Raw genomic sequence first — 21,304 nt, forward strand, 5'->3', positions numbered from 1 at the left:
TTTGAGAATGTTAAAGTAGATGTCACTTCCTAAAACAATCTGAAAATAGTAGTCTCTTTTATCACACCTACTTTTATCTATCCTTTGGGAAAGAGTTCGGATGAAAAGGCATCTGTGACCTGCAATAGTTTCTGGAAGACTTTTTTCTTCAGAGCTACTGTATAGTTGGCAACTGAGCCTCCATACTTAAAGTCTCGGTAATCTGTTTCTACTGCTTGGTCAAACAAATCTTGCAACTTCTCGTAAGAATCAATTTGCTGACCATCAATTTCAAAACTATGGATTCCTCGTTTTGCCTTAGCAATAATAGCGTCAAACCAGGCCTTCTTCCATTCTTCCAAGTTCTGGAACTTGCCTTTCGAAACCTTCTGGATAATGAAATCATCCCCAAGGGTGTCATGCCCTTCGCTAAGTGCCTCATCCTTGTATTTATTAGAAGCATAGCCTAGGAAACCATTTTCGTAACCATAATACCCCCACATACGGAAAGCATTATGCTTGAAGGAGATGGCTCCTGGAGCTCCCTGACTTGTATTACCACCATAGATAGCGTCCACCATCTTGACATTGACATAAGCTGTCTTGAGTTCTTCTGGTCGGTAAGTTCCCTGATAATGCCTATTGGTGATGATGTTATGTTTGATTAGGTCATCTACAGAATTTAGCTGAGTCTTGGCTTCCTCATCCGTCAATGGACGGACATAGTCCCACTGGTTAGGAGCAAGGAGTTTATTATCCTGGTCCTGATAGCGCATTTGCTTGGTCATCTTGCTGAACCAAGCCTTCTTCAAAGCCAGATCATTCTTAGCGAGAACTCGTTCTCCTTCCAGATAATCTAGAAGCATCAAAGCCTCATTATAACCTTTCATGTAGTGGTCAATCTGCTGGCGTGTTTGCAACTTGGTCGGATCAGGATTGTACCATTGGTCCCCATCATTTGGTCGCATGTATGCCATGTTGAGCCCGAGAGCGCCATATTCACCCTGATGGCCTTCCTCAGCCGGTGACTGGAGCATACCCTGAGCATAGGCTTCTACATAGGTTCCTTCACGATGTTTGTAGCCACCCAGATAGACAATACGATCGTTGACGTGAGTTGTCTCATGGGTGTAGACAGACAAACCATACTCACTCATCATATCTATTTCTACAAAGTGAACAGCATCTCTGGCATTGATCTTAGGATAGATAGAGGCATAGGCTCCTAGCTTATTGTCCTTATAGTAGCGACCTGCTGGTCCAAATACTTCACGAATCGGTGCGTAGTCTGCCATACCACTTGTATGTCCATAACGCTCTACCCAGCCACGTCCATCAACGCGATAGCCTTCCCAAACTGGTGTAGCTACATTAAAGTCACTCTTAACCATACGGTCTTTGACATCATCAGCGGCAAGTCGATACCAAAAGTCCAAGTAAGTCAACTGACGGTCCGCTACTAGGTCAATGTCAGCTTTCATCTGGTCTATGGTTTTGCCAGATTTATCAGCTGATCCAAAAGTAATGGTATTGTAGTTGGAAATCAGGAACATCTGTGCCTTCTTCACATTCAACAAAGGCAGAATCATATTGCGATGCAACCAGTTATTAAGATTGTCATAAGCCCGATGCTTCCGATTTGCAATTTCTTGATTCTTCGAAGCTCGCTCTACTATGTACACATGGCCCTTAGTGGCATTCACAAACCAGTCATTCATATCCTTGTCAGTCGTCAACAACTGTCTGTTGTAGTCTAAGAAGGCATGTAAATCTTCAGATTTTGTATCTTTGGCTAGAACTCTTGCAAAGGTTTCATGAGTCTGGTCGCCTTTTAGGTTACTTTCTCTTGAACCGAGTTCAATCAACCGATCCAAAATATCCACATTTTGGCCATAAAAATCTGGTTTAAAGAGCATGAGTTCTTTCAGATTGTAATCGGCAAATCGGATACCGTAATAGCGATTGAGATAAGCAAGTCCCAGCATGATAGCTGACTGATGATCCTGAACTTTTTGCTTCAAGGAAGCCATGCTAGCAGGTGAATCATTCCACTGGTAGTCTAGATTGGTGAGTAACTTATCAACCAGAGTTCCCAGCTGCGCTTTGACTTCTGCAAAGCTTTCTTCTAGATACCAATTCTGCACGGCCTCAACCTTCTTATCAAGGCTAGTGGTTTGATCATCTAGAATGCGATAAACCCCATCAGACTGTAAGTCCACTGTTTTCAGGATAGATGTTAGCTCTTTGGCTAGGGCTGAACGGTCCTTAACCAGCATATCTGGAGTATACAGCACATCCAAGTCGGCAATCTTGTATTCCTTGATGGCAGTCAAGCCAGAATTTTGTGAGGTGATTGCAAATACATCCTTGGTCTGGTCTGCATAATGAACCATGATATGGTCTGCCACTGACAGGTCTGTCACAAAGTCTTGCCCCTTCATAGCAATAACAGAGACTACCCTTTTCTTGGCTAGATTGTGATCAAGATCCAGCTTGTTTCCTTGATTAACGATCCATTCTTTATTGTAGAAAGGTTGCAATTTTTCAAGGTTTCGATAGGCTTGATCATGGCGACTATCATAATCTTGGATATCCTGATAAGCGTATTCTTTTACACCAGAAATCGTAGGAGAATCAGCACTTGACTTAGCCAAGTAGTAACTGTAGCCTTCTTCAAAGGTTTTCTGAGCATTACGTTGAATCAAGTCAGTTGCCTCAGCAGTCACCTTGTAATAGTCTTTTCCATTAATTCTCTCAGTTTGAATAGACTTGATGGCTAAACGGCTAGTCTTATGATCTTTAGAACTAACCTTGAGATAGTAGTTTTCCAAATTCCTTGGTGCTTCCGCCAATTGTTGAATCTCAGTCTCTCTGCCATTGTCAACCTTGATAAGACTTGTTTCCTTGACGTCTTTTATTTCTAGCTTTTTAAGCTCTAAACGGAGATTTTGTTCCTCAAGCAGAGCGCTCTCCTCACCCTTACCACGATTAAAGACCATCTTTGTAGATACGGTGTAATCCGTGTAGAGTTTTAGATTGTCAACTGTTGCTTCCAGCTGTTCACTCGTTAAATCAAGAGTCTGATCCTCTAACCCCTTGGCTTTGATAGTGGCACTAATTTTTGAGACGGTAACGCCATCTGCCTTCTCCAAGTTATAACTTAAGCGAGCTGAACGGCCCATCGAATTTCCAGTAATAGTTGAAAGAGTTAGGACAGGTTCAGGTTTAATTTCTTCTTTTTCCTTACTGCCACGGATGATAACCTGATCTTTAGCTTCTCTTAAAATCCGTGTTGTTTCTTTCGGCTCTGAAATACGTTTCCCATCTTTTTCCTCATAGCTGGTAACAATCTCTTTCTCACCATCTTGACCGACTTGCTCGATTCTTGTTTCACCGACCAGCATTTCTGGATCAATCTTTTCCCTAGTTTGTTTAGGAATCAACTCTTTTCTGACTTCAATATGTAAAGTCGGGTTTGTATCCTGAATCAGCGCTTCAGTAGCATTCACACCACCTCTATAGCTAGGGATTTCCTGTTTCAAAGTATCAACGGGAACTGCACCACCTTCATAATCTGGTAAGACTTCAACTACTGTACCTGGACCATTGGCTCCACCTTCAAATGTTGGTTTTGATGGTTCAACCAAGGACTCACCCGATACACCTCCTGTAAACTCAGGGATTTCCTGTTTCAGAGTATCAACGGGAACTGCACCACCTTCATACTCTGGTAAGCTTTCAGCTATTACACCTTGGTCATTAACACTACCTTCAAATGATGGTTTAGGTAGCTCGACTAAGGATTCGCCTGATACGCCACCTGTAAAGTCTGGTTTATCATGAACTTCTGGGATGCCACTTTGACTGCTAAATTCTTGTTTATACTCAGGCAAAGCTTCAGCTACTGTACCTAGGCCATTGACTCCACCTTCAAATGCTGGTTTTGACGACTCAACCAAGGAGTCGCCGGATACACTGCCTGTGAACTCAGTATGTTCCTGTTTCAGAGTATCAACTGGGACTGCGCCTCCTTCATAATCTGGTAAGGTTTCAGCTACTGTTCCTTGGCCATTGACGCCTCCTTCAAATATTGGTTTAGACGGCTCAACTAAGGATTCGCCTGATACGCCACCTGTAAAGTCTGGTGTGTCATGGATTTCTGGGATGCCACTTTGACTGCTAAATTCTGGTGTGTACTCTGGTAAGCTTTCAGCTACTGTACCCGGGCCATTAACACCACCTTCAAATGTTGGTTTAGGTGGCTCAACCAAGGATTCGCCTGATACACCGCCTGTAAAGGCAGGTTTCTCGTGGACTTCTGGAAGGCCACTTTGACTGCTAAATTCTGGTGTATACTCTGGTAAGCTTTCAGCTACTGCTCCTGGGCCATTAACACCACCCTCAAATGTTGGTTTAGGTGGCTCAACCAAGGATTCACCTGATACGCCACCTGTAAAGTCTGCTTTGTCATGGACTTCTGGGATGCCACTTTGACTGCTAAATTCTGGTGTATACTCTGGTATGGCTTCAGCTACCGTACCTGGGCCATTGACGCCACCTTCAAATGTTGGTTTTGTTGGCTCAACCAAAGATTCGCCCGATACGCCGCCAGTAAAGTCTGCTTTGTCATGGACTTCTGGGATGCCACTTTGACTGCTAAATTCTGGTGTATACTCTGGTAAGGTTTCAGTTACTACACCTTGGCCATTGACGCCACCCTCAAATGATGGTTTTGTTGGCTCAACCAAGGATTCGCCTGATACGCCGCTTGTGAAGTCGGGTTTGGCGTGGACTTCTGGGACGCCACTTTGACTGCTCAAGTCTGGTGTATACTCTGGCAAGGCTTCAGCTACTGCTCCTAGGCCATTGACGCCACCCTCAAATGTTGGTTTTGTTGGCTCAACCAAGGATTCGCCTGATACGCCACCTGTAAATTCGGAAATTTCATGAACGGCAGCTTGATTTACTGGTTTTACAGGAATTTCTGGGCTTGCATTAGATGTTAGATCTTGGCCTCTTCCTCTTAAATCCGACTCTAATAAATAACCAACATAGTCATAGCCTTTAATGTCAATAATTCCTTGAGTTAAACCATCAGCAGAAACAAGGGTTTTAGTCTGATCATAAGCTAGTAAGTCCTTGTGTTCAAAAGCAAACACTTGATAAGGGAGCAATAAGCTCTTACCTAGCGAAGCAATCAATAACACTCCAACTATCTTTGAAGGTTTTTTCTTAGAAAATAGGAAAACCACCAAACTAGCAGTTAAAAGACCAAGACCAGCCAAGGGGAAGGTGACAGATCCTGTTTGAGGTAAGACGGATTGTCCCTGCTTGCGATAAACTAGATAATAGCTCTCTTGGCTCAGATCTTGTGGTAATTCATGGTGAATGAGTTCACGTTCAGCAGCTGTCAACTCCGATTCTACTAAATAGTGAAAGGAAACTTGCTTGGTTTCATCTGCCTGAACCAGTTTGGGTTCAAGTGTTCCTCCAATGAAGGCAAGTCCAATCAATACCGAGCCCACTCCCATGCTCAGTTTGCGAATGGCAAATTTTTGTAGCTTTTTTCTATCTTCCATATCAGCTTTGTTCTTGTCCTTAAAGACATCTCCTTTGTTCCGTTTTCATAATCTTATTATAATATTTTGTTGATTTTTTTACAAAATATTTCCGAGATAAATCCACATTTTTAGTATGGCACATACTCCAATATATCACCTGGTTAGAGACCCAGTTATTAGTAGATAGTTTCAATCATTGAAAAACGGATGGCCTTCGCCTTACTTGTTTTCAAAATCAAAAATTTTCAGGAGTAATGCCAACACATTCGATTAAATTACCCAACCGCTTCTAAAATCCAAATTCTACACTTCTTATGAATTAGAATGTATTTCTAGTAAACACTTTTTAATAATCTCAAGATCACTCAACATAATCCAACAAATAACCGTAACCCTTCTCTTCCATTTGATCCTTAGGAATAAAACGGATGGATAGACTATTGATACAATAGCGTAGCCCTCCCTTGTCCTTAGGTCCGTCTGTAAAAACATGTCCTAGGTGAGAATTCCCGGTTCGGCTTCTGACTTCAGTTCTGACCATATTGTAGGACTTGTCTTCCTTGTAGGTCGCAACATCTGGACTGATAGGCTGGGTAAAGCTAGGCCAACCACAACCCGATTCAAATTTATCTTTCGAAGAAAAGAGAGGTTCTCCAGTTGCTACATCTACATAAATACCTGCTTCAAATTTATCCCAGTAACGATTTGAAAAGGCGCGTTCTGTTTGACTGTTTTGAGTCACTGCATACTCCTCTGGAGATAGGAGTTTTTTCAATTCATCGTCACTCGGTTTTGGATATTTACTCGCATCAATAACAGGATAGGCTGCTTGATTGACATTGATATGGCAATATCCATTAGGATTTTTCTGGAGATAATCTTGGTGATAGTCCTCAGCCACGATAAAATTACTTAAGGCTTCCTTTTCAACCGCTAGAGGTTGGTCATACTTCTTAGCAACTTGATCAAAGACTTGATTGATGACTTCTAGATCATGCTCGTCCTTATAGTAGACTCCTGTTCTGTACTGAGTCCCCACATCATTTCCCTGCTTATTCTTACTGATTGGATTGATAATACGGAAATAATGGAGCAAGATTTCTTTTAGAGAAATTTGATTGGCATCGTAGGTCACATGAACAGTCTCAGCATGCCCGGTTTGGCCGATCAATTCATACTGGGTTGTTTCTCCTCTCCCATTAGCATAGCCAGAAACAGCATCTGTCACACCTGCTACTCTTGAAAAATACTCTTCAACTCCCCAGAAACAACCTCCAGCTAGATAGATTTCATGTAGGTCGGCATCTTTATCTGGCTCCGTTTTTTTCTTAACACCTTGACCTTGGCTAACAGCTGCCTTCTCAATTTGAGAGGTATCAGTGTTGATAGAGCTTCTTTTTTCCAAAAGAAACAAAAGTCCAATAATAATGCAAATGATGATTCCTATGAATACAATTATTTTAAATTTATCATTCATGATGAGCCTCTAATCTATGTTTTTTAGCATCTGTAAAATAGTATCCTTGTCCATAAAGCCTGGCTGGGTCTTAACTAGTTTACCTTCTTTATCAATAAAAGCCTGAGTCGGATAAGAACGAACTCCGTAACTCGCTAAAAGTTGTCCCGAAGGGTCTAACAATACTGGTAAATCTTTATAGTCCAAGCCCTGATACCATTTCTTGAAGCCTTCTTCTGCTTGCTCGCCTTTTTGACCAGGAGAAACGACTGTCAAAACAACATAGTCATCGCTTTCTTCTTTAGCCAGCTCATCGGTATCAGGGAGGCTGGCTAGACAAATAGAGCACCAAGATGCCCAAAATTTGAGATAGACCTTTTTACCCTTATAATCAGATAGATGATAGGTTTTCCCATCAACTCCCGTGAGTTCAAAGTCTGTAACTGCTTCTCCGTTTTTTGCTACCTGAGAGCTAACTTGCGCTTGTTTGTCTCCATTTTGTTTATCAGCCTCGCTTGTTGTCTGATTTTTACAAGCTGATAGACAAAAAAAACTAGTGCAGACCAATACAGTTGCTTGCCATGTTTTCATCTTCATCACCTTCTTTTTTGTTATATGAATATAGATATTCACTTTATAGTTCTATTATATACTTACCTTGCTAAAAATACTTGGAATCTGTTTGGAAAATTCTTAAAACTCTTGGAAACCCAAAAACTCCCACCTGCTAAGCAGATGGGAGCTTTGGATTATTTAAAGATAGAAGTTTTAAAGCTATCTGTTTGTTGAAGAAGTTTCTTGAAGACTTTTTCTTTCAAAGCAACAGTATTGTCAAATTTAACAGATCCGTTACTTAGAGTAGCCTTATCTTTATCAACTGCTTCAGCAAATGCGCGTTTCAAGTCTTCATAGCTATTGTATGTTTTACCATCAATTTCAATAGATTGAATTCCATTTTTGGCACTTGTCACAACTTCTTTGAAATAAGCTTTCTTCCAATCTTCAAGATTGTTGAATTTTCCTTCAGAAATCTTGTTAATGATGAAGTCATCACCTAGAGTCTCTTTACCAGCTTTCTTAGATTCAGCTTTTAGCATATTAGATGCATAGTTTAAGAAGCCTTTTTCGTAGCCATAGTAACCCCAGATTCTGAAAGTATTATGTTTAAATGACATCGCTCCAGGAGCACCTTCACTGGTATTTCCACCATAGATACCAGACATCATTGGAACGTTCACATAAGCAGAATCAAAGTCAGTAGGATTATAAACTCTGTTACCTGGACCACGGTTGGTCATAAAGTTATTGGTTACTAAGTCATCTACTGTGCGTAAAGGAATAGCTTTTTCCTCATCACTTAAAGGTCTAACCTTATCGAATTGGTTCTTGGTGTTATTTCCTCGGTATTGCTTATCAACCTTCTTGAACCAAGCATTATTCAAATCTTGATTTGCCTTATCGAGAACAGCCTCTCCTTCCAGATAATCCAGAAGCATAAGAGTGTCGTTGTAGCCCTTCATGTAACGATCAATTTCGTCACGTGATTTCAGATCATTTGGATTGGTGTTATACCATTGATTTCCATCATTTGGACGTTCATAAGCCATGTTAAGACCTAGGGCTTTATATTCACCGTTTGGATTTGATACGGATGGAGTTTGCAACATTCCTTGTGCAAATGCTTCAAGATCTGTTCCTTCACGGTGTCTTGAGCCGCCTAGATAAACCATTCGGTCATTGACGTGAGTCGTTTCGTGAGTAAAGGCAGAAACTCCAAAATCACTAATCATGTCTGTCACCATAAAGAAGACAGAGTCATCTTTATATGGATTGGCATAAACACGAGCTACCGCTCCCATACGCCAGTCTGTTGCATGGTAACGTCCTGTAGGTCCGTATAATTCACGAATAGGAGCAACATCTTTACCACTATTAGTGTGACCGTATTTATCAGTACTAATATCTTTATAGTTTTGGTTATCTAAAACAGGTGTTGGAACCATGTTGTTGCTCTTCAAGAGTTGATTACGAACCTTGTCAGTTGCTAGACGTGACCAGAAGTCTAGATAATTCTGCTGCCCTTTTGCAACCTTATCAATTTCAGCTTTGAAAGCATTACGTTCTGCTTCAGTATACTTACCATATTTCTCAAATGAACTATAAGCCATTGTATTGTAAGTTGAAATCAAGAACATATGAGCATCTTTTAAGTTCAAGAGTGGCAAGATCATCTTACCGTGCATATCGTTGTTTAATCCTTCATAGGCTCTGTGTTTCTTATCCGCAAACTCAGGAGTTGTTGTTGCTGGTTCAACGATATAAACATTGTCTTTGGTAGCTTTGATAAACCAATCGTTCAAGTTTGTATCATTTGTGAATAGACGCATATTATAGTCTAAGAAACTGTTTAACTCGCCTATACCGATAACTCCACCGATAGTTTCGCGATAAGCTTCTAAAGTTCTATCACCTTTAATGTTATTTTCTTTAGAACCAATCTTAATCAAGAAGTCTAACACATTGACATTTTTACCATAGAAGTCTGGTTTGAACAACATGAGTTGCTTGATATTGAAGTTATCAAACTTAACTCCGTAGTAACGATTGAGGTAAGACAAACCAAGAAGAACAGCAGCCTTATTGTCATCAATCTTCTTGATCAAGGCACGTTTAGCAGCTTCATCTGTGTTTAATTGATGATCTTCATTTTCAAGCAACTGTTTCACAAATTTAGTCAGATTATCCTTGACTTCTTTGAAGCTTTCTTCTAGGTAAAGATCTTTTATAGCGTTGACTTTATTTGGTCCTGTTCTACCTAGGTGTGTGTAGATAGGATCTGATTGCAATTCTACTGGGCTTAATTTTTCAACGATAGCATTGATGAGATCACTACGGTCTTTGTCAACCATGTTCGGAGTGTAAACAACTTCTCCAAGTTCAGCAATGCTGTACTCTTTCACTTGTTTAACCTTAGATTCTTTCAGCGCAACAGTAAAGATGTCTTTAGTCTTATCACCATAATGAACCATAATATGGTCAGCATCAGCTAATTCTGTCACAAAGGTATTGCCCTTCATAGCAGTAACAGATAAGACTTCCTTGGTCAAGAGAGGACTTCCTGCAGCCAATTTGTTTCCTTGGTTAACAATCCACTCTTTATTGTAGAATGGTTGCAATTTTTCGATATTACGATAGGCAAGTTCACGAGATGAGTCGTAGCCATCGATTGTTTTGTATTGATCAGCTTTGTTGACAATGTTATTGAGTTTGTCTTCAACAGGTTTGGTGCTTTCAAATTTATCAGCAGTGATTCCCATTGCTTCAATCTTCTTGTCAGCTTCTTCTTGTGAGATGCTAGGAATCTTACGAGAATTCTTATAAGATTTATTACCCTCACTTACTCCCTCAACACTAAAGTTACGTTTTGTTCTTGAATACGTGAAGTAATCATCGGCGTCAATATCAGAGTGACCAAAGACCATCTCACCTGTTTTGACTTTCATCATGGTGATGTTGTCTTCAATAGCACCCAAGGCCCAGTTGGTACCCAGCAAGCCACCAGATTGAACAGCTTCTTTCAGCTCGATCGAACCTTTAGCAACTGAATTTCTGAGGACACCTTCTCTTCCTAGTGTATTGTTATCTCCACCATTTTGAGAAGAATAAACTAATCCTGCAGCTTTTGCCTTATTACCTGTAATTTCAGCATCAACGTAGGCTTTTTCTACGATACCTTTCCAGTTTTCGCCTAGAACACCTGCTAAGTACCAACCTTTGTTTCCAGCAGCGTGAATCTTACCGATAAAGGCAACATTACTTACCTTACCACTACCATCAATTTTATTGATAATACCAGCTACATCGTTGCCCCCGATAACATTACCTGTTACTTTAACATTTTCGACAGTCGCATTATTTTTGATAACATTTGCGATTGGTGCTACTCGATCAAATCCTGGCATGTCAATGTTGACATTTTCAAGCAAGAGATTCTTGACAGTACCACCTTCAATGTTACCAAACAATGGTCTCGTAATGTTATAGATGGCAAATTTATTACCTTCTGTACTTTCCAATGTTCCCTTGAAGGCATTGGTTACATAAGACTTGCCAGCTGGTTGCACGTTACTTGCATTCATACTGCTACCAAGTTTAAAGGTACCAGTAGGATTGGCCTGCATTGCTTTTACAAGGTCATTGAAATCGTAGTAAACATCACCTTCATGGGCTTTTGGTTTAGCAAAGTAATGGACATATTCCTCTGTAAACTGATTATCTGCGTTACGTTGGACTAGGTCTGGTGCTTTAGCAGTGACTTTGAACAATGCTTTACCATCAACTGTGACTTCTTCAATCTTATCAACAGCAAGTTTTGTCACCTTGTTATCATGAGTTGTCACTTTCAAGTAATAAGGTTTAACATCTGATGGTTTTGCTGACAAGAGACTATTATCAGTTTCTACACCTTGGTCATCAACACTGATAAGGCTTGTTTCCTTAATGTTTTTAACTTCGACTTTTTTGAGATCGAGTCTTAGTGGTTCTTCCGTGAGAACTACTTCTTCATTCCCATTTCCACGATCGTAAACCATCTTAGTCGCAATCTTGTAGTCCTTGTAGTATTTCAAGTCTGTAAGATTTGCAGTCAGGTCTCCCTCAGACATGTTGACTGTTTGAAGGCTAGTATCACTATCTTTCAAAACAACTTCAAGAGATTTAATGGTTACACCTGTTGGTTTGACCAATTGGTAACGAACCTTGGCGCTACGCTCTAATTCTTCTTTATCTATATGAGTGAGGGTCAACGTTGGCTCAGTCAAGATTTGATCACCTTTTTTGATGATACGATCTTGAACTGCTTCAACAACTTCCTCTGAAATCGTTGGAGCATCTGCAGTTTTCACTCCTTTAAGAGTCTTATAGACTTTGGTAATCTTTTTCTTACCGTTTTGACCAGCTTGAGCAACAACTTCTGTTCCCTTCGGAAGAGTGCTGTCTACTTCTGTTCTTGTCTCGAAAGGAATTTCTTCAAACGAAACTTCTTCAACTTGACCTTCAATAGCCTTGGTACCACGACTAATTTTTTCGTTTACTGGCGCCTTAACAGTTTCTGTACTCGTGCTGATTGGGTCCCCAACTTTTTGACCATTAACAGTTTTATAAACGCGGTGAATTAGCTGACTTCCTGCTTGACCGTTTTGAATCACTGTTTCTTCATCAGTGTAACGAGTATCATCAGCCACATACTCCTTTGTATATGGAACTTCTACAGTTTCAGTTTCCGTGATAGTTGTTTCAGCTACTGTATACTCTAGTAATTCTGGCTGAACTAGGGATTCACCTTCGTGACCTGCTTCTTGGGTTCCTTTGGCACTAATCTCGCCGGTATAAGCTGGGGATTCTGGTTGAACCAAAGATTCGCCTTCATGACCCTCTTCTTGGGTTCCTTTGGCACTAATCTCGCCGGTGTAGGCTGGCAACTCTGGCTGAACCAAAGACTCACCTTCGTGACCTGATTCTTGGGTGCCTTTAGCACTAATCTCACCGGTGTAGGCTGGCAACTCTGGTTGAACCAGGGATTCGCCTTCATGGCCTTCTTCTTGCGTGCCTTTGGCACTAATCTCACCGGTGTAAGCTGGGGATTCTGGTTGAACTAGAGATTCACCTTGGTGACCCTCTTCTTGGGTGCCTTTAGCTGTAAGATCACCGGTGTAGGCTGGCAATTCTGGTTGAACCAGGGATTCGCCTTCGTGACCCTCTTCTTGGGTGCCTTTGGCTGTAAGCTCACCGGTGTAGGCTGGCAATTCTGGTTGAACTAAGGATTCGCCTTCGTGGCCTTCTTCTTGAGTACCTTTGGCTGTAAGCTCGCCGGTGTAGGCTGGCAATTCTGGTTGAACTAGAGACTTACCTTGGTGACCCTCTTCTTGGGTGCCTTTGGCACTAATCTCATCTGTGTAAGCTGGGGATTCTGGTTGAACCAAAGATTCACCTTCGTGGCCTGCTTCTTGTGTGCCTTTGGCACTAATCTCGCCTGTATAAGCTGGAGATTCTGGTTGAACTAAGGATTCGCCTTCGTGGCCTGCTTCTTGCGTGCCTTTGGCACTAATCTCACCTGTGTAAGCTGGGGATTCTGGTTGAACCAAAGATTCACCTTCGTGGCCTGCTTCTTGGGTGCCTTTGGCACTAATCTCGCCTGTATAAGCTGGAGATTCTGGTTGAACTAAGGATTCCCCTTCGTGACCCTCTTCTTGGGTTCCTTTGGCTGTAATCTTGCCTGTATAAGCTGGGGATTCTGGTTGAATCAAAGATTCACCTTCGTGGCCTGCTTCTTGAGTTCCCTTAGCAGTCATCATTTGCTCCGGTTGGTCTTGGAAGTCAGATGCTTTAAAGTAACCGACGTATTCGTATCCTTCGATTTGAATGACACCTTTTGCCAAGTCCTCTTGACTACTTGCTGCAATCGTTTGATTGTAGGACACTAAGATTTTATTCTCAAAGGCTTGAGCTGACTGAGGGATAAAGTAACTACCACCTAGAGCTCCAATTAAGAGAAGGCCAAGCATTTTATTGCGGTGTTTTTTAGACATCACCACAACAACCATAGACGCTGTTGCAAATCCAAGAGTTGCCAGTGCTAACTCCTTGCTTCCAGTGTTCGGTAATTGTTGAGAATTCACTTCCTTCTTTCTGTAAACAAGATAGACAACATCATCTTGTTTTAAATCCGAAGGGAGTTCGTGATGGATCAAAGCTTTTTCTGCTTCTGTCAATTCTTGTTCAGCCAAATAACGGTAATGAACTTGGTTGGGTGTTGCCACTTCGTTAGCTGAAACAGTTTCAACTAAAAAGTTATTTGCCCCCAAAAGAAATGTCCCGATAACCGCAGAACCGACACCAACCGAGAACTTCCGAATAGAGTATTTAATGACTCTCTCAAACTGCATTTTTCTAGTATTCAATTTATATCTTCCTAATATGATCTATTGGATATTGAGCACGCGCCCCTCCAATGAGTTTTGGTCGACTAGCAAGTGCTGTCACATGAGCCTGACCAATCTCTCTTAAGACTGGTCGAATGGGTACCTGAACATGTTTGATATGCATACCGATAGCTGTATCACCAATGTCTAGACCAGCATCTGCCCTGATAAATTCGACCTCCACAGGATCCTTCATATAGCGGAAGGCGGCCAACTGACCAGAACCTCCTGCATGTAAGGTCGGGAGTACACTCACAATCTCCAACTGATGTTTTATAGCTACTTCTCGTTCAACAACTAAAGCCCGATTGACATGTTCACAACCTTGAACAGCCAGGTGAATTCCCTTAGCCGTCAACAGTTCCAACATAGTCTTGACAATAAGTTCACCGATTTCCTGACTCGAATCTTTTCCGATGTGTCCTCCCAGCACTTCACTCGAAGACAAACCCAAGACAAATAATGCTCCCTCCTGTAAAGAAGCCTTGTCTAATACATCTTCAAGTATCTGCTGTGTTTCTGTTTGAATCCGTCTTTGGTCCATTTTTCACCTCGCTTTTTTTCATTCTATCATATCGTTTTTCATCAATTTTAGCAAGATTAGAAGGCATAGGAATACCATTTGCTAGGATTCAAAAACTATATGAGGTCTCTTTTTAAAAACTGATTCAAATTCATCTAGTTTCAAATATAAGATAAAATTATACTTTGAAAACAAAAAAAATATAATAGTTTAGTAAAATCGTTGATGTAACAACATTTACACCTAAAAGATTTGTCAGTCAATTCGATTATAAACTACCGAAAAGCAACTTCTACCATTCTACCCCATTTCTTCTATTAAAGCTACTACTTTGCTTATTTTTTAGGTACTTTTTCATACTTGTAGCTTCAGATGATGATTCAGAAAATTTTCATGAAATTATGCTAAAACTTTAATTTTATCCTTAAATTATAATATGTCTGTTTTTTTGATACAAACTGTATCCAAGATTTTAAAAACTAGATTTTACAGAAAAGATAACAAAAGGCGGTGGGACAGAAATCGATAGACAAAGTCTCGATTTCGTAGTCCTAGCCCCGCGAGGATGATTAGGAGATTTTTGGAGTCTAAAAGACGAACAAAAAGTTCAATCAGCTACCGCGTCAAAGTTTGATTGCTAATAAAAAGTGAGGTCGGGATCTTTTGTCCCAACCTCTTTTTCTAGATTAAACTTTTTGGAGTCCTTGGACAGCATCATGATTGATGAGTAGTTGCCCATATTCTTGTAGGACAGAACGACTGATATCACTATCATCCGCAAATTCTCGCATACGTGCCAACAACCAAGCTGGATAAAGGTTAGGTTGATCTTCTACATCAACTAAGACTGTCAGATAGTACTGATCATTCATCTTGTAGAGTTCTGAAGTTTCCATTTGGTAGTCAACCGTTTTGGCAAAAGAAACCAAACTAGATAAATCGTCAAAATGTAAGATGTAGTAGATATAAGGCTCTCTTTTTCCTTCTTCTACTTCTAGGGCTTCATCAAGCGCTGCTTCTTCTTCCTTTTCAACCTGTTCTAAAGATTGAATAGCTTCAATATCATCTTTAGTTTTTTCTGCCATGGTTTTCTCCAAGGTTTTTAAAAACTCATCTGGAGACATTTTAGCCAACTCATCCATATCAGGAAGATCTGCCAAATCGTCAAAATCTAAATTCTGGTCGATCTTAGATTTTGTCACAAAAACATCAACCTTATCAGGCTTTGGAGTCACTCGGAAGCTGAGCATACCTGTATCCAAGAAGCTATCTGGCATCTCTAGCTCATCCAAGATTGCATAGAAAAATTCTTCTGTTTTCTCTTGTGGAACGAGAAAGTCTGCGATTTCCATTCCACGATCCATCAAATCTTCTAAAGACATGGTGATTTTTAAAGTCGTATCACTGATTTGTTTCATTTTCATAGTTCGTAACCTCATACTTTCAGTTCTATCTATTATACAAGATTTCACAGATTTTATCAAAAGAATGGCGTTGGGGTATCGATTAATATCTAGTGTAGAATACTTATTACGTCATCAAACTCTTTATTATCATAGACAAAACACTATCTGATATACTTGACCTAGTTCGTGCAAGGATTAAAAGAGGATAAAGGTCTGTATCCCTCTCAAAAGTGTTCAGATTAAATATTATGCAACAAAAAGAAGACCTTACAGAGTCCTCTTTTTCTATACAGCCTACACAATAAATACTCACTCAATGAACTTGTTAGAGCAAACGAGGTCAAGACGACACCGACCTAGCTTTAAAAAAATTAGAAAGAGTATCACTTATAAATCTACTGTCAGTACCTTCCCAGCTCTCACGACTTGCTCACCTGCAATGTATACGTCATCAACGTCACTGGATTTAACAGCATAAACTAAATGAGAGAGCATGTTTTCTTGAGGTTGGAGATGGATTTTTCCTTGGGGCTGAATGACGAGAAAGTCTGCTTGCTTGCCAACTTCTAGACTACCAATCTCATCATCCATTCCCAACACCTTGGCTCCTTCAATGGTCAGTGCCTTGAGGGCAGTTTCAATTGGAAATTGGCTGGCATCACCACTCTTCATTTTCTGTAAAAGGGCTGCCGTGCGTCCTTCCTCAAACATATCGAGGTTATTGTTAGAAGCAACTGAGTCAGTCGCAATCCCGACTGGCACTCCCGCCTTTTGAAGTTGGACGACTGGTGCAATCCCTGAGGCTAGTTTGAGATTGCTGATAGGATTGTGGGCGATAGCGACTTGCGAATCTGCCAAGCGGGCAATCTCTGCTTCATTTATCTCCACACCGTGAGCAAATACAGCCTGATGATCTAAATACCCAAGTTCATCTAGAAAGGCTATTGGACGTTTACCATAACGTTTCAGTATAATACCTGACTCTTCCTGTGTTTCTGCAACATGGATATGAAGAGGAATATTTTCTTCTTTTGCTAGCTCAAGACTTGCCTCCAGCAAATCTCGACTACAACTGTAGGGCGAATGAGGGGCCACCATAACCTTAAAATTTGGGTCTTGATAGCCTTTGATTGTCTCGATAACAGCTCGAGTTCTGGCTATAGTTTCAGCTGTCGTTTCCACATCTGAAGAAAAGAGGGTTGGAGAAAAATAGCAACGCATCTTGGATGCCTTGACTGCCTCATAAATCTTCTCTATCTCCACTCCATTAGTATTGTACATATCGTTGAAAGTTGTCGTTCCTGACTGGAGCATCTCTGTTAGCGCCTCTTTGACGGCCTTTGTAGTCATCTCTGGTGTGAATTCTGCTTCTGCTGGCCAGATATAGTCCTCCAGCCATTCGTGGAGATTGCTATCATCACGAATGCCTCTCAAGCCTGTCATGGCAGAGTGAGTATGGCAGTTAACCAAGCCAGGCATAATCCAGGCACCCTGATAGTCTATGATTTGATCTGCTTGTTTGAGAATTTCTTGATTTTCCTGACCAACATAGACAATTTGAGAATTTTCAAGAGCCAAGATACCATCCAGGTAGACATGGAAATCTTGGTCACAAGTCACGATATTTACATGCTGAAAGACTTTCATACTAGGCTCCTTTTCTAAATTATACTCTTCGAAAATCTCTTCAAACCGCGTCAACGTTGCCTTGCCGTATGTGTAGGATACTAACTACGTCAGTTCCATCTACAACCTCAAAACAGTGTTTTGAGCAACCTGCGGCTAGTTTCCTAGTTTGCTCTTTGATTTTCATTGAGTATTAGCTTTCATACCAGATAATTTTTCTAGCTATTGTAACAAAAAAGTCACCCGAAGGCAACTTTTCTTGTTTGTTCATTGGCATTATAATGGCTTTCCCATTTATTCTGGGATAAAAGTTGCTGCTTGCTGCATTTGATAGTATTTGCCTTTTCTCGTCATGAGTTCCTCATGATTGCCATACTCGACAATATCTCCATCCACCAAGACAAGAATCAAATCAGCATCCTGAATGGTCGATAAACGGTGGGCAATGATGAAGCTTGTTCGCCCCTTCATGAGTTTGGAAAAGGCATCCTGAACCAGCACCTCGGTACGGGTATCGATGGATGAAGTCGCCTCATCTAAGATAAGAATCTTAGGAATGGCTAGAAAGACACGGGCAATGGTTAAAAGCTGAGCCTGACCAACAGACAAGGATTCCCCTGCATTTTCAAGCTTGGTATCATAACCTTGGGGCAATTGTTGGATAAAGAAATCCGCATTTGCTGCCTTGCCTGCTGCAATGACCTGCTCTCGGCTAGCATCAGGATTACCAAAGGCAATATTGTCATGAATGGTTCCCTGCTTGAGCCAAGTTTCTTGAAGCACCATCCCAAACTGCTGTCGAAGAGAAGCTCGAGTATAGTCATAAATGGAATGACCATCCAATAAAATATCTCCAGAGTTAATCGGGTAAAAACGCATAAGAAGATTAATGATGGTAGACTTCCCAGCACCCGTTGGTCCTACGATAGCAACCTTACTACCAGCTGGAATATCAATAGACAAGTCCTTAATCAATATTTTTTCTAGAGTATAGCCAAAAGAAACATGCTTAAAGGAAATAGCTCCTTTGACTTGGTCGCTGTTCAATTCTTTAAGACCAGTTTCTGTAATCTCCGGACTTTCCAACACAGCATAAACACGTTCTGCACAAGCTAAGGCACTTTGCAACTCAGCTAAGACTGATGAAATATCATTAAAAGGCTTGGTGTACTGCTGCACATAGTTCAAAAAGGTCACTAAACGCCCAACCGTCAAAGTAGAACCCGCCATGATGCGCAAGGCTCCAACACCAGCTAGTAGGGCATAAATAAGGGAATTGACAAAACGGGTGGAAGGATTTACTGTCGATGAATAAAAGATAGCCGACTGAGAATAACCTGCGTAGTTGTCATTTGCCTCATGAAGTCTCTCGATAAATTCTTCCTGAGCATTGAAGGACTGGATAATGTTCTGTTGGGTGAGCGATTCTTCTATCAATTGAGTCTGAATACCCCTAGACTCTGTCTGCTTTTGAAAGAGATGGTAGGATTTCTTAGCGATAAAGCGTGAAATGACCATAGATAGAGGTGTTAAGAGCAGAACCAAGAGAGTCATCAATAGATGGATTTGGAGCATAGCAAGGATGCTGACCAAAATCATCAAAACTCCTATGAAAAATTGGTTGAAAATCATATTCAGACCCGCTGCCAACTGCTCGATATCTGTCGTGACACGGCTGACCATTTCTCCACTACCTTGTCTATCTACAAGGGCAATCGGAAGACGATGGAGCTTTTCAATGATTTTTTCGCGTAAATCTTTAGTGTAGGAGAAAATCAGTCGATTATAGAGGAGGGGATTAGCCCATTGAACTAGTGTATTTCCTATGACCACCAATATCATCTGGAGAAAAATCTGCCAAAATACCTGAGATGAGCCCGTCACTAGGACTTGGTCAATTACCTGTCCAATCAAGATTGGCAGATAGATTGATAGGGCTACTTGGGCAATGGTTCCCAAGAAAGCTAGGAAAAGAAGAACGGGATGGCCAGCTAAATCTTTTGCCAAACGTTTGAGGGTTTGACTTGCGTGTTTGCCTTTCATTCTAATCCTCCTTTCCATGTTGGGATGCATTGATTTCACGATAGACTTGACTAATCTTCATCAATTCCTCATGATTTCCAAGTGCTAATTGTTGACCTTTTTCTAAAAGAAGAATCTGCTCTGCAATCTTCAAGGTCGAAGTTCGTTGGGAAATCAAAATCAAACTAATATCAGGCAAGTTTTCCTGAACAGCCTTCAGAAGATTGGATTCAGTAATGGTATCAAGTGCTGAAGTCGCATCATCCAAGATGAGAAATGGTGCTCGATGCAAGACTGCTCGGGCAATAGACAAACGTTGTTTTTGCCCACCTGAGAAATTACGACCGCCTGCTTGGACTTCTGCATCCAGCTGACCTTCCTTATCACTGACAAAATCCTTGGCTTGGGCAATTTTCAAAGCCTGCCAGAGTTCTTGGTCCGAGACAGGCTCTTCCATACCCAGAGTCAAATTAGAACGAATAGTCCCTTTAAAAAGTTCAACCTTTTGAGGGACATAGGCCATCCAAGAACGCCATTCAGAAAGATCGCGAGGACTACATCCATCTCGATAAAGGGAAATGCTTCCCTTATCTGCCGGATAGAGGCCAAGTAGGACCTGCACTAAGGTTGACTTACCAGAACCAGTTCCTCCGATAATCCCAAGAATCTCCCCTTGTTGCATATCAAAAGAAAGATTTCTCAAGGATGGTTGGGCAGCATCTGGGTAGGTAAAGCTCAAGTGATGAACATGTAAAACTTGATTCCGAGACACTTTCCCCACCTGAATCTCAGAATGAATATCTTCAGGTTCTTCAGCGAAGACTTCCTCAATTCGCTTAGCTGATATATAGGACTGGTTGAGTGAATTAATCAGCATGGCTAGTTTAATCAACTCTACCAAGATCTGTAAGAGATAGTTGATTAGGGCAATCAAGGCACCCTGACTGAGCCAGCCTCCTTGGATAGAAATATAGCCATTCCAGATAATCACCAGCAGAGTTCCGTTGACGATCAAATAGGTCAAGGGTGTCAAGAGACTAGACCAGTATCCTGTTTTCATTTGGATGGCTGTATAGACTTGGTTGAGTGCTTGGAAATGTTCAATCTCTCGTTTTTCTTGGCCAAAGGCACGAATCACGCGCATCCCTTGTATCTGTTGGCGTGTTTCCTGAACCAGCTGGTCTGTTTTCTTTCTCAAAATACTATAGAGAGGATTGACCAAGCGTGATAACACGACAATGACAAAGGACAAAATGGCAACCATGACCAAAAACCAGAAGGTCAATTCAGGTGAGAGACGATAAGCCATAAAAATGGCACCAAAAACAATAATAGGAGCCCTTAAAAATAGGCGTAAAAATTGATTGATCCCTGTCTGAATCTGATAGGTATCTGAAGTCAAACGTGTCACCAAACTCGAGGTCGTTAAACGGTCTCTACTATCCTTGGGCAAGGAAAGAATATGACGATAGAGGTCATTGGTCAACTCCTTGGCAAATCCTACTGCTGCCTTGGCTGAGTAAAATTGAGCAACTAAGGCTACCAAAACTCCGATAACCGCAAAAACAAAGAGGAAACCCATTTGCATCCAGAGGTGACCCTGATCTTTTTTGGAGATAGATTGGTCGACAATCCCAGCTATCACCATGGGAACCAAGAGTTCAAAAACGGCTTCTAGCAGCTTAAACAAGGGCGCTAGAAACGACTCCTTGAGGTAAGGTTTAAAGTAAGAAAGTAATTGTTTCATGTGT

10 protein-coding genes are annotated in these 21,304 nt (G+C 41.1%); all 10 read right to left on the reverse strand.

Annotated elements, in window-relative coordinates; all coding sequences use genetic code 11:
* Positions 1 to 77: 77 nt before the first annotated feature.
* The 10 genes from ACESOD_RS03160 to ACESOD_RS03205 all read right to left on the reverse strand — a co-directional run bounded on the left by ACESOD_RS03160 (position 78) and on the right by ACESOD_RS03205 (position 21,300).
* Complete coding sequence (locus tag ACESOD_RS03160; protein ID WP_373093953.1) at positions 78 to 5,558, reverse strand: SIALI-17 repeat-containing surface protein; 5,481 nt, start codon at positions 5,556 to 5,558, stop codon at positions 78 to 80.
* Positions 5,559 to 5,901: 343 nt separating this feature from the next.
* Positions 5,902 to 7,017 carry a peptide-methionine (R)-S-oxide reductase MsrB gene (gene msrB / locus ACESOD_RS03165; protein ID WP_373093955.1) on the reverse strand — a complete coding sequence of 372 codons (1,116 nt, stop codon included), beginning with the start codon at positions 7,015 to 7,017 and terminating at the stop codon, positions 5,902 to 5,904.
* A 9-nt stretch (positions 7,018 to 7,026) separates the two neighbouring features.
* Complete coding sequence (locus ACESOD_RS03170) at positions 7,027 to 7,587, reverse strand: redoxin family protein (RefSeq protein ID WP_373093956.1); 561 nt, start codon at positions 7,585 to 7,587, stop codon at positions 7,027 to 7,029.
* A gap of 158 nt (positions 7,588 to 7,745) precedes the next feature.
* Positions 7,746 to 13,955 carry a ZmpA/ZmpB/ZmpC family metallo-endopeptidase gene (locus tag ACESOD_RS03175; RefSeq protein WP_444861157.1) on the reverse strand — a complete coding sequence of 2,070 codons (6,210 nt, stop codon included), beginning with the start codon at positions 13,953 to 13,955 and terminating at the stop codon, positions 7,746 to 7,748.
* A gap of 1 nt (position 13,956) precedes the next feature.
* Positions 13,957 to 14,520 carry a TIGR01440 family protein gene (locus ACESOD_RS03180; RefSeq protein ID WP_049526246.1) on the reverse strand — a complete coding sequence of 188 codons (564 nt, stop codon included), beginning with the start codon at positions 14,518 to 14,520 and terminating at the stop codon, positions 13,957 to 13,959.
* Positions 14,521 to 15,185: 665 nt separating this feature from the next.
* Complete coding sequence (mecA, locus tag ACESOD_RS03185; RefSeq protein WP_373093957.1) at positions 15,186 to 15,923, reverse strand: adaptor protein MecA; 738 nt, start codon at positions 15,921 to 15,923, stop codon at positions 15,186 to 15,188.
* A gap of 369 nt (positions 15,924 to 16,292) precedes the next feature.
* Positions 16,293 to 17,552 carry a TRZ/ATZ family protein gene (locus ACESOD_RS03190; protein WP_373093959.1) on the reverse strand — a complete coding sequence of 420 codons (1,260 nt, stop codon included), beginning with the start codon at positions 17,550 to 17,552 and terminating at the stop codon, positions 16,293 to 16,295.
* A 40-nt stretch (positions 17,553 to 17,592) separates the two neighbouring features.
* Complete coding sequence (locus ACESOD_RS03195; protein WP_265340260.1) at positions 17,593 to 17,718, reverse strand: hypothetical protein; 126 nt, start codon at positions 17,716 to 17,718, stop codon at positions 17,593 to 17,595.
* Positions 17,719 to 17,825: 107 nt separating this feature from the next.
* On the reverse strand, positions 17,826 to 19,574 hold the full coding sequence (locus ACESOD_RS03200; RefSeq protein ID WP_373093961.1) for an ABC transporter ATP-binding protein: 1,749 nt from the start codon (positions 19,572 to 19,574) through the stop codon (positions 17,826 to 17,828).
* A 1-nt stretch (position 19,575) separates the two neighbouring features.
* Positions 19,576 to 21,300: an ABC transporter ATP-binding protein gene (locus ACESOD_RS03205; RefSeq protein WP_373093963.1), complete on the reverse strand. Its 1,725-nt coding sequence runs from the start codon at positions 21,298 to 21,300 to the stop codon at positions 19,576 to 19,578.
* Positions 21,301 to 21,304 lie beyond the last annotated feature (4 nt).

This window comes from Streptococcus oralis (assembly GCF_964238205.1).
Taxonomy (GTDB): Bacteria; Bacillota; Bacilli; order Lactobacillales; family Streptococcaceae; genus Streptococcus; species Streptococcus oralis_CZ.

Coding starts and splice junctions, on each gene's coding strand:
- msrB (WP_373093955.1), bottom strand. CDS start 7,017: ATGAATGATAAATTTAAAATAATTGTATTCATAGGAATCATCATTTGC.
- ACESOD_RS03195 (WP_265340260.1), bottom strand. CDS start 17,718: ATGAAAATCAAAGAGCAAACTAGGAAACTAGCCGCAGGTTGCTCAAAA.
- ACESOD_RS03200 (WP_373093961.1), bottom strand. CDS start 19,574: ATGAAAGGCAAACACGCAAGTCAAACCCTCAAACGTTTGGCAAAAGAT.
- ACESOD_RS03205 (WP_373093963.1), bottom strand. CDS start 21,300: ATGAAACAATTACTTTCTTACTTTAAACCTTACCTCAAGGAGTCGTTT.
- ACESOD_RS03180 (WP_049526246.1), bottom strand. CDS start 14,520: ATGGACCAAAGACGGATTCAAACAGAAACACAGCAGATACTTGAAGAT.
- ACESOD_RS03160 (WP_373093953.1), bottom strand. CDS start 5,558: ATGGAAGATAGAAAAAAGCTACAAAAATTTGCCATTCGCAAACTGAGC.
- ACESOD_RS03190 (WP_373093959.1), bottom strand. CDS start 17,552: ATGAAAGTCTTTCAGCATGTAAATATCGTGACTTGTGACCAAGATTTC.
- ACESOD_RS03170 (WP_373093956.1), bottom strand. CDS start 7,587: ATGAAAACATGGCAAGCAACTGTATTGGTCTGCACTAGTTTTTTTTGT.
- mecA (WP_373093957.1), bottom strand. CDS start 15,923: ATGAAAATGAAACAAATCAGTGATACGACTTTAAAAATCACCATGTCT.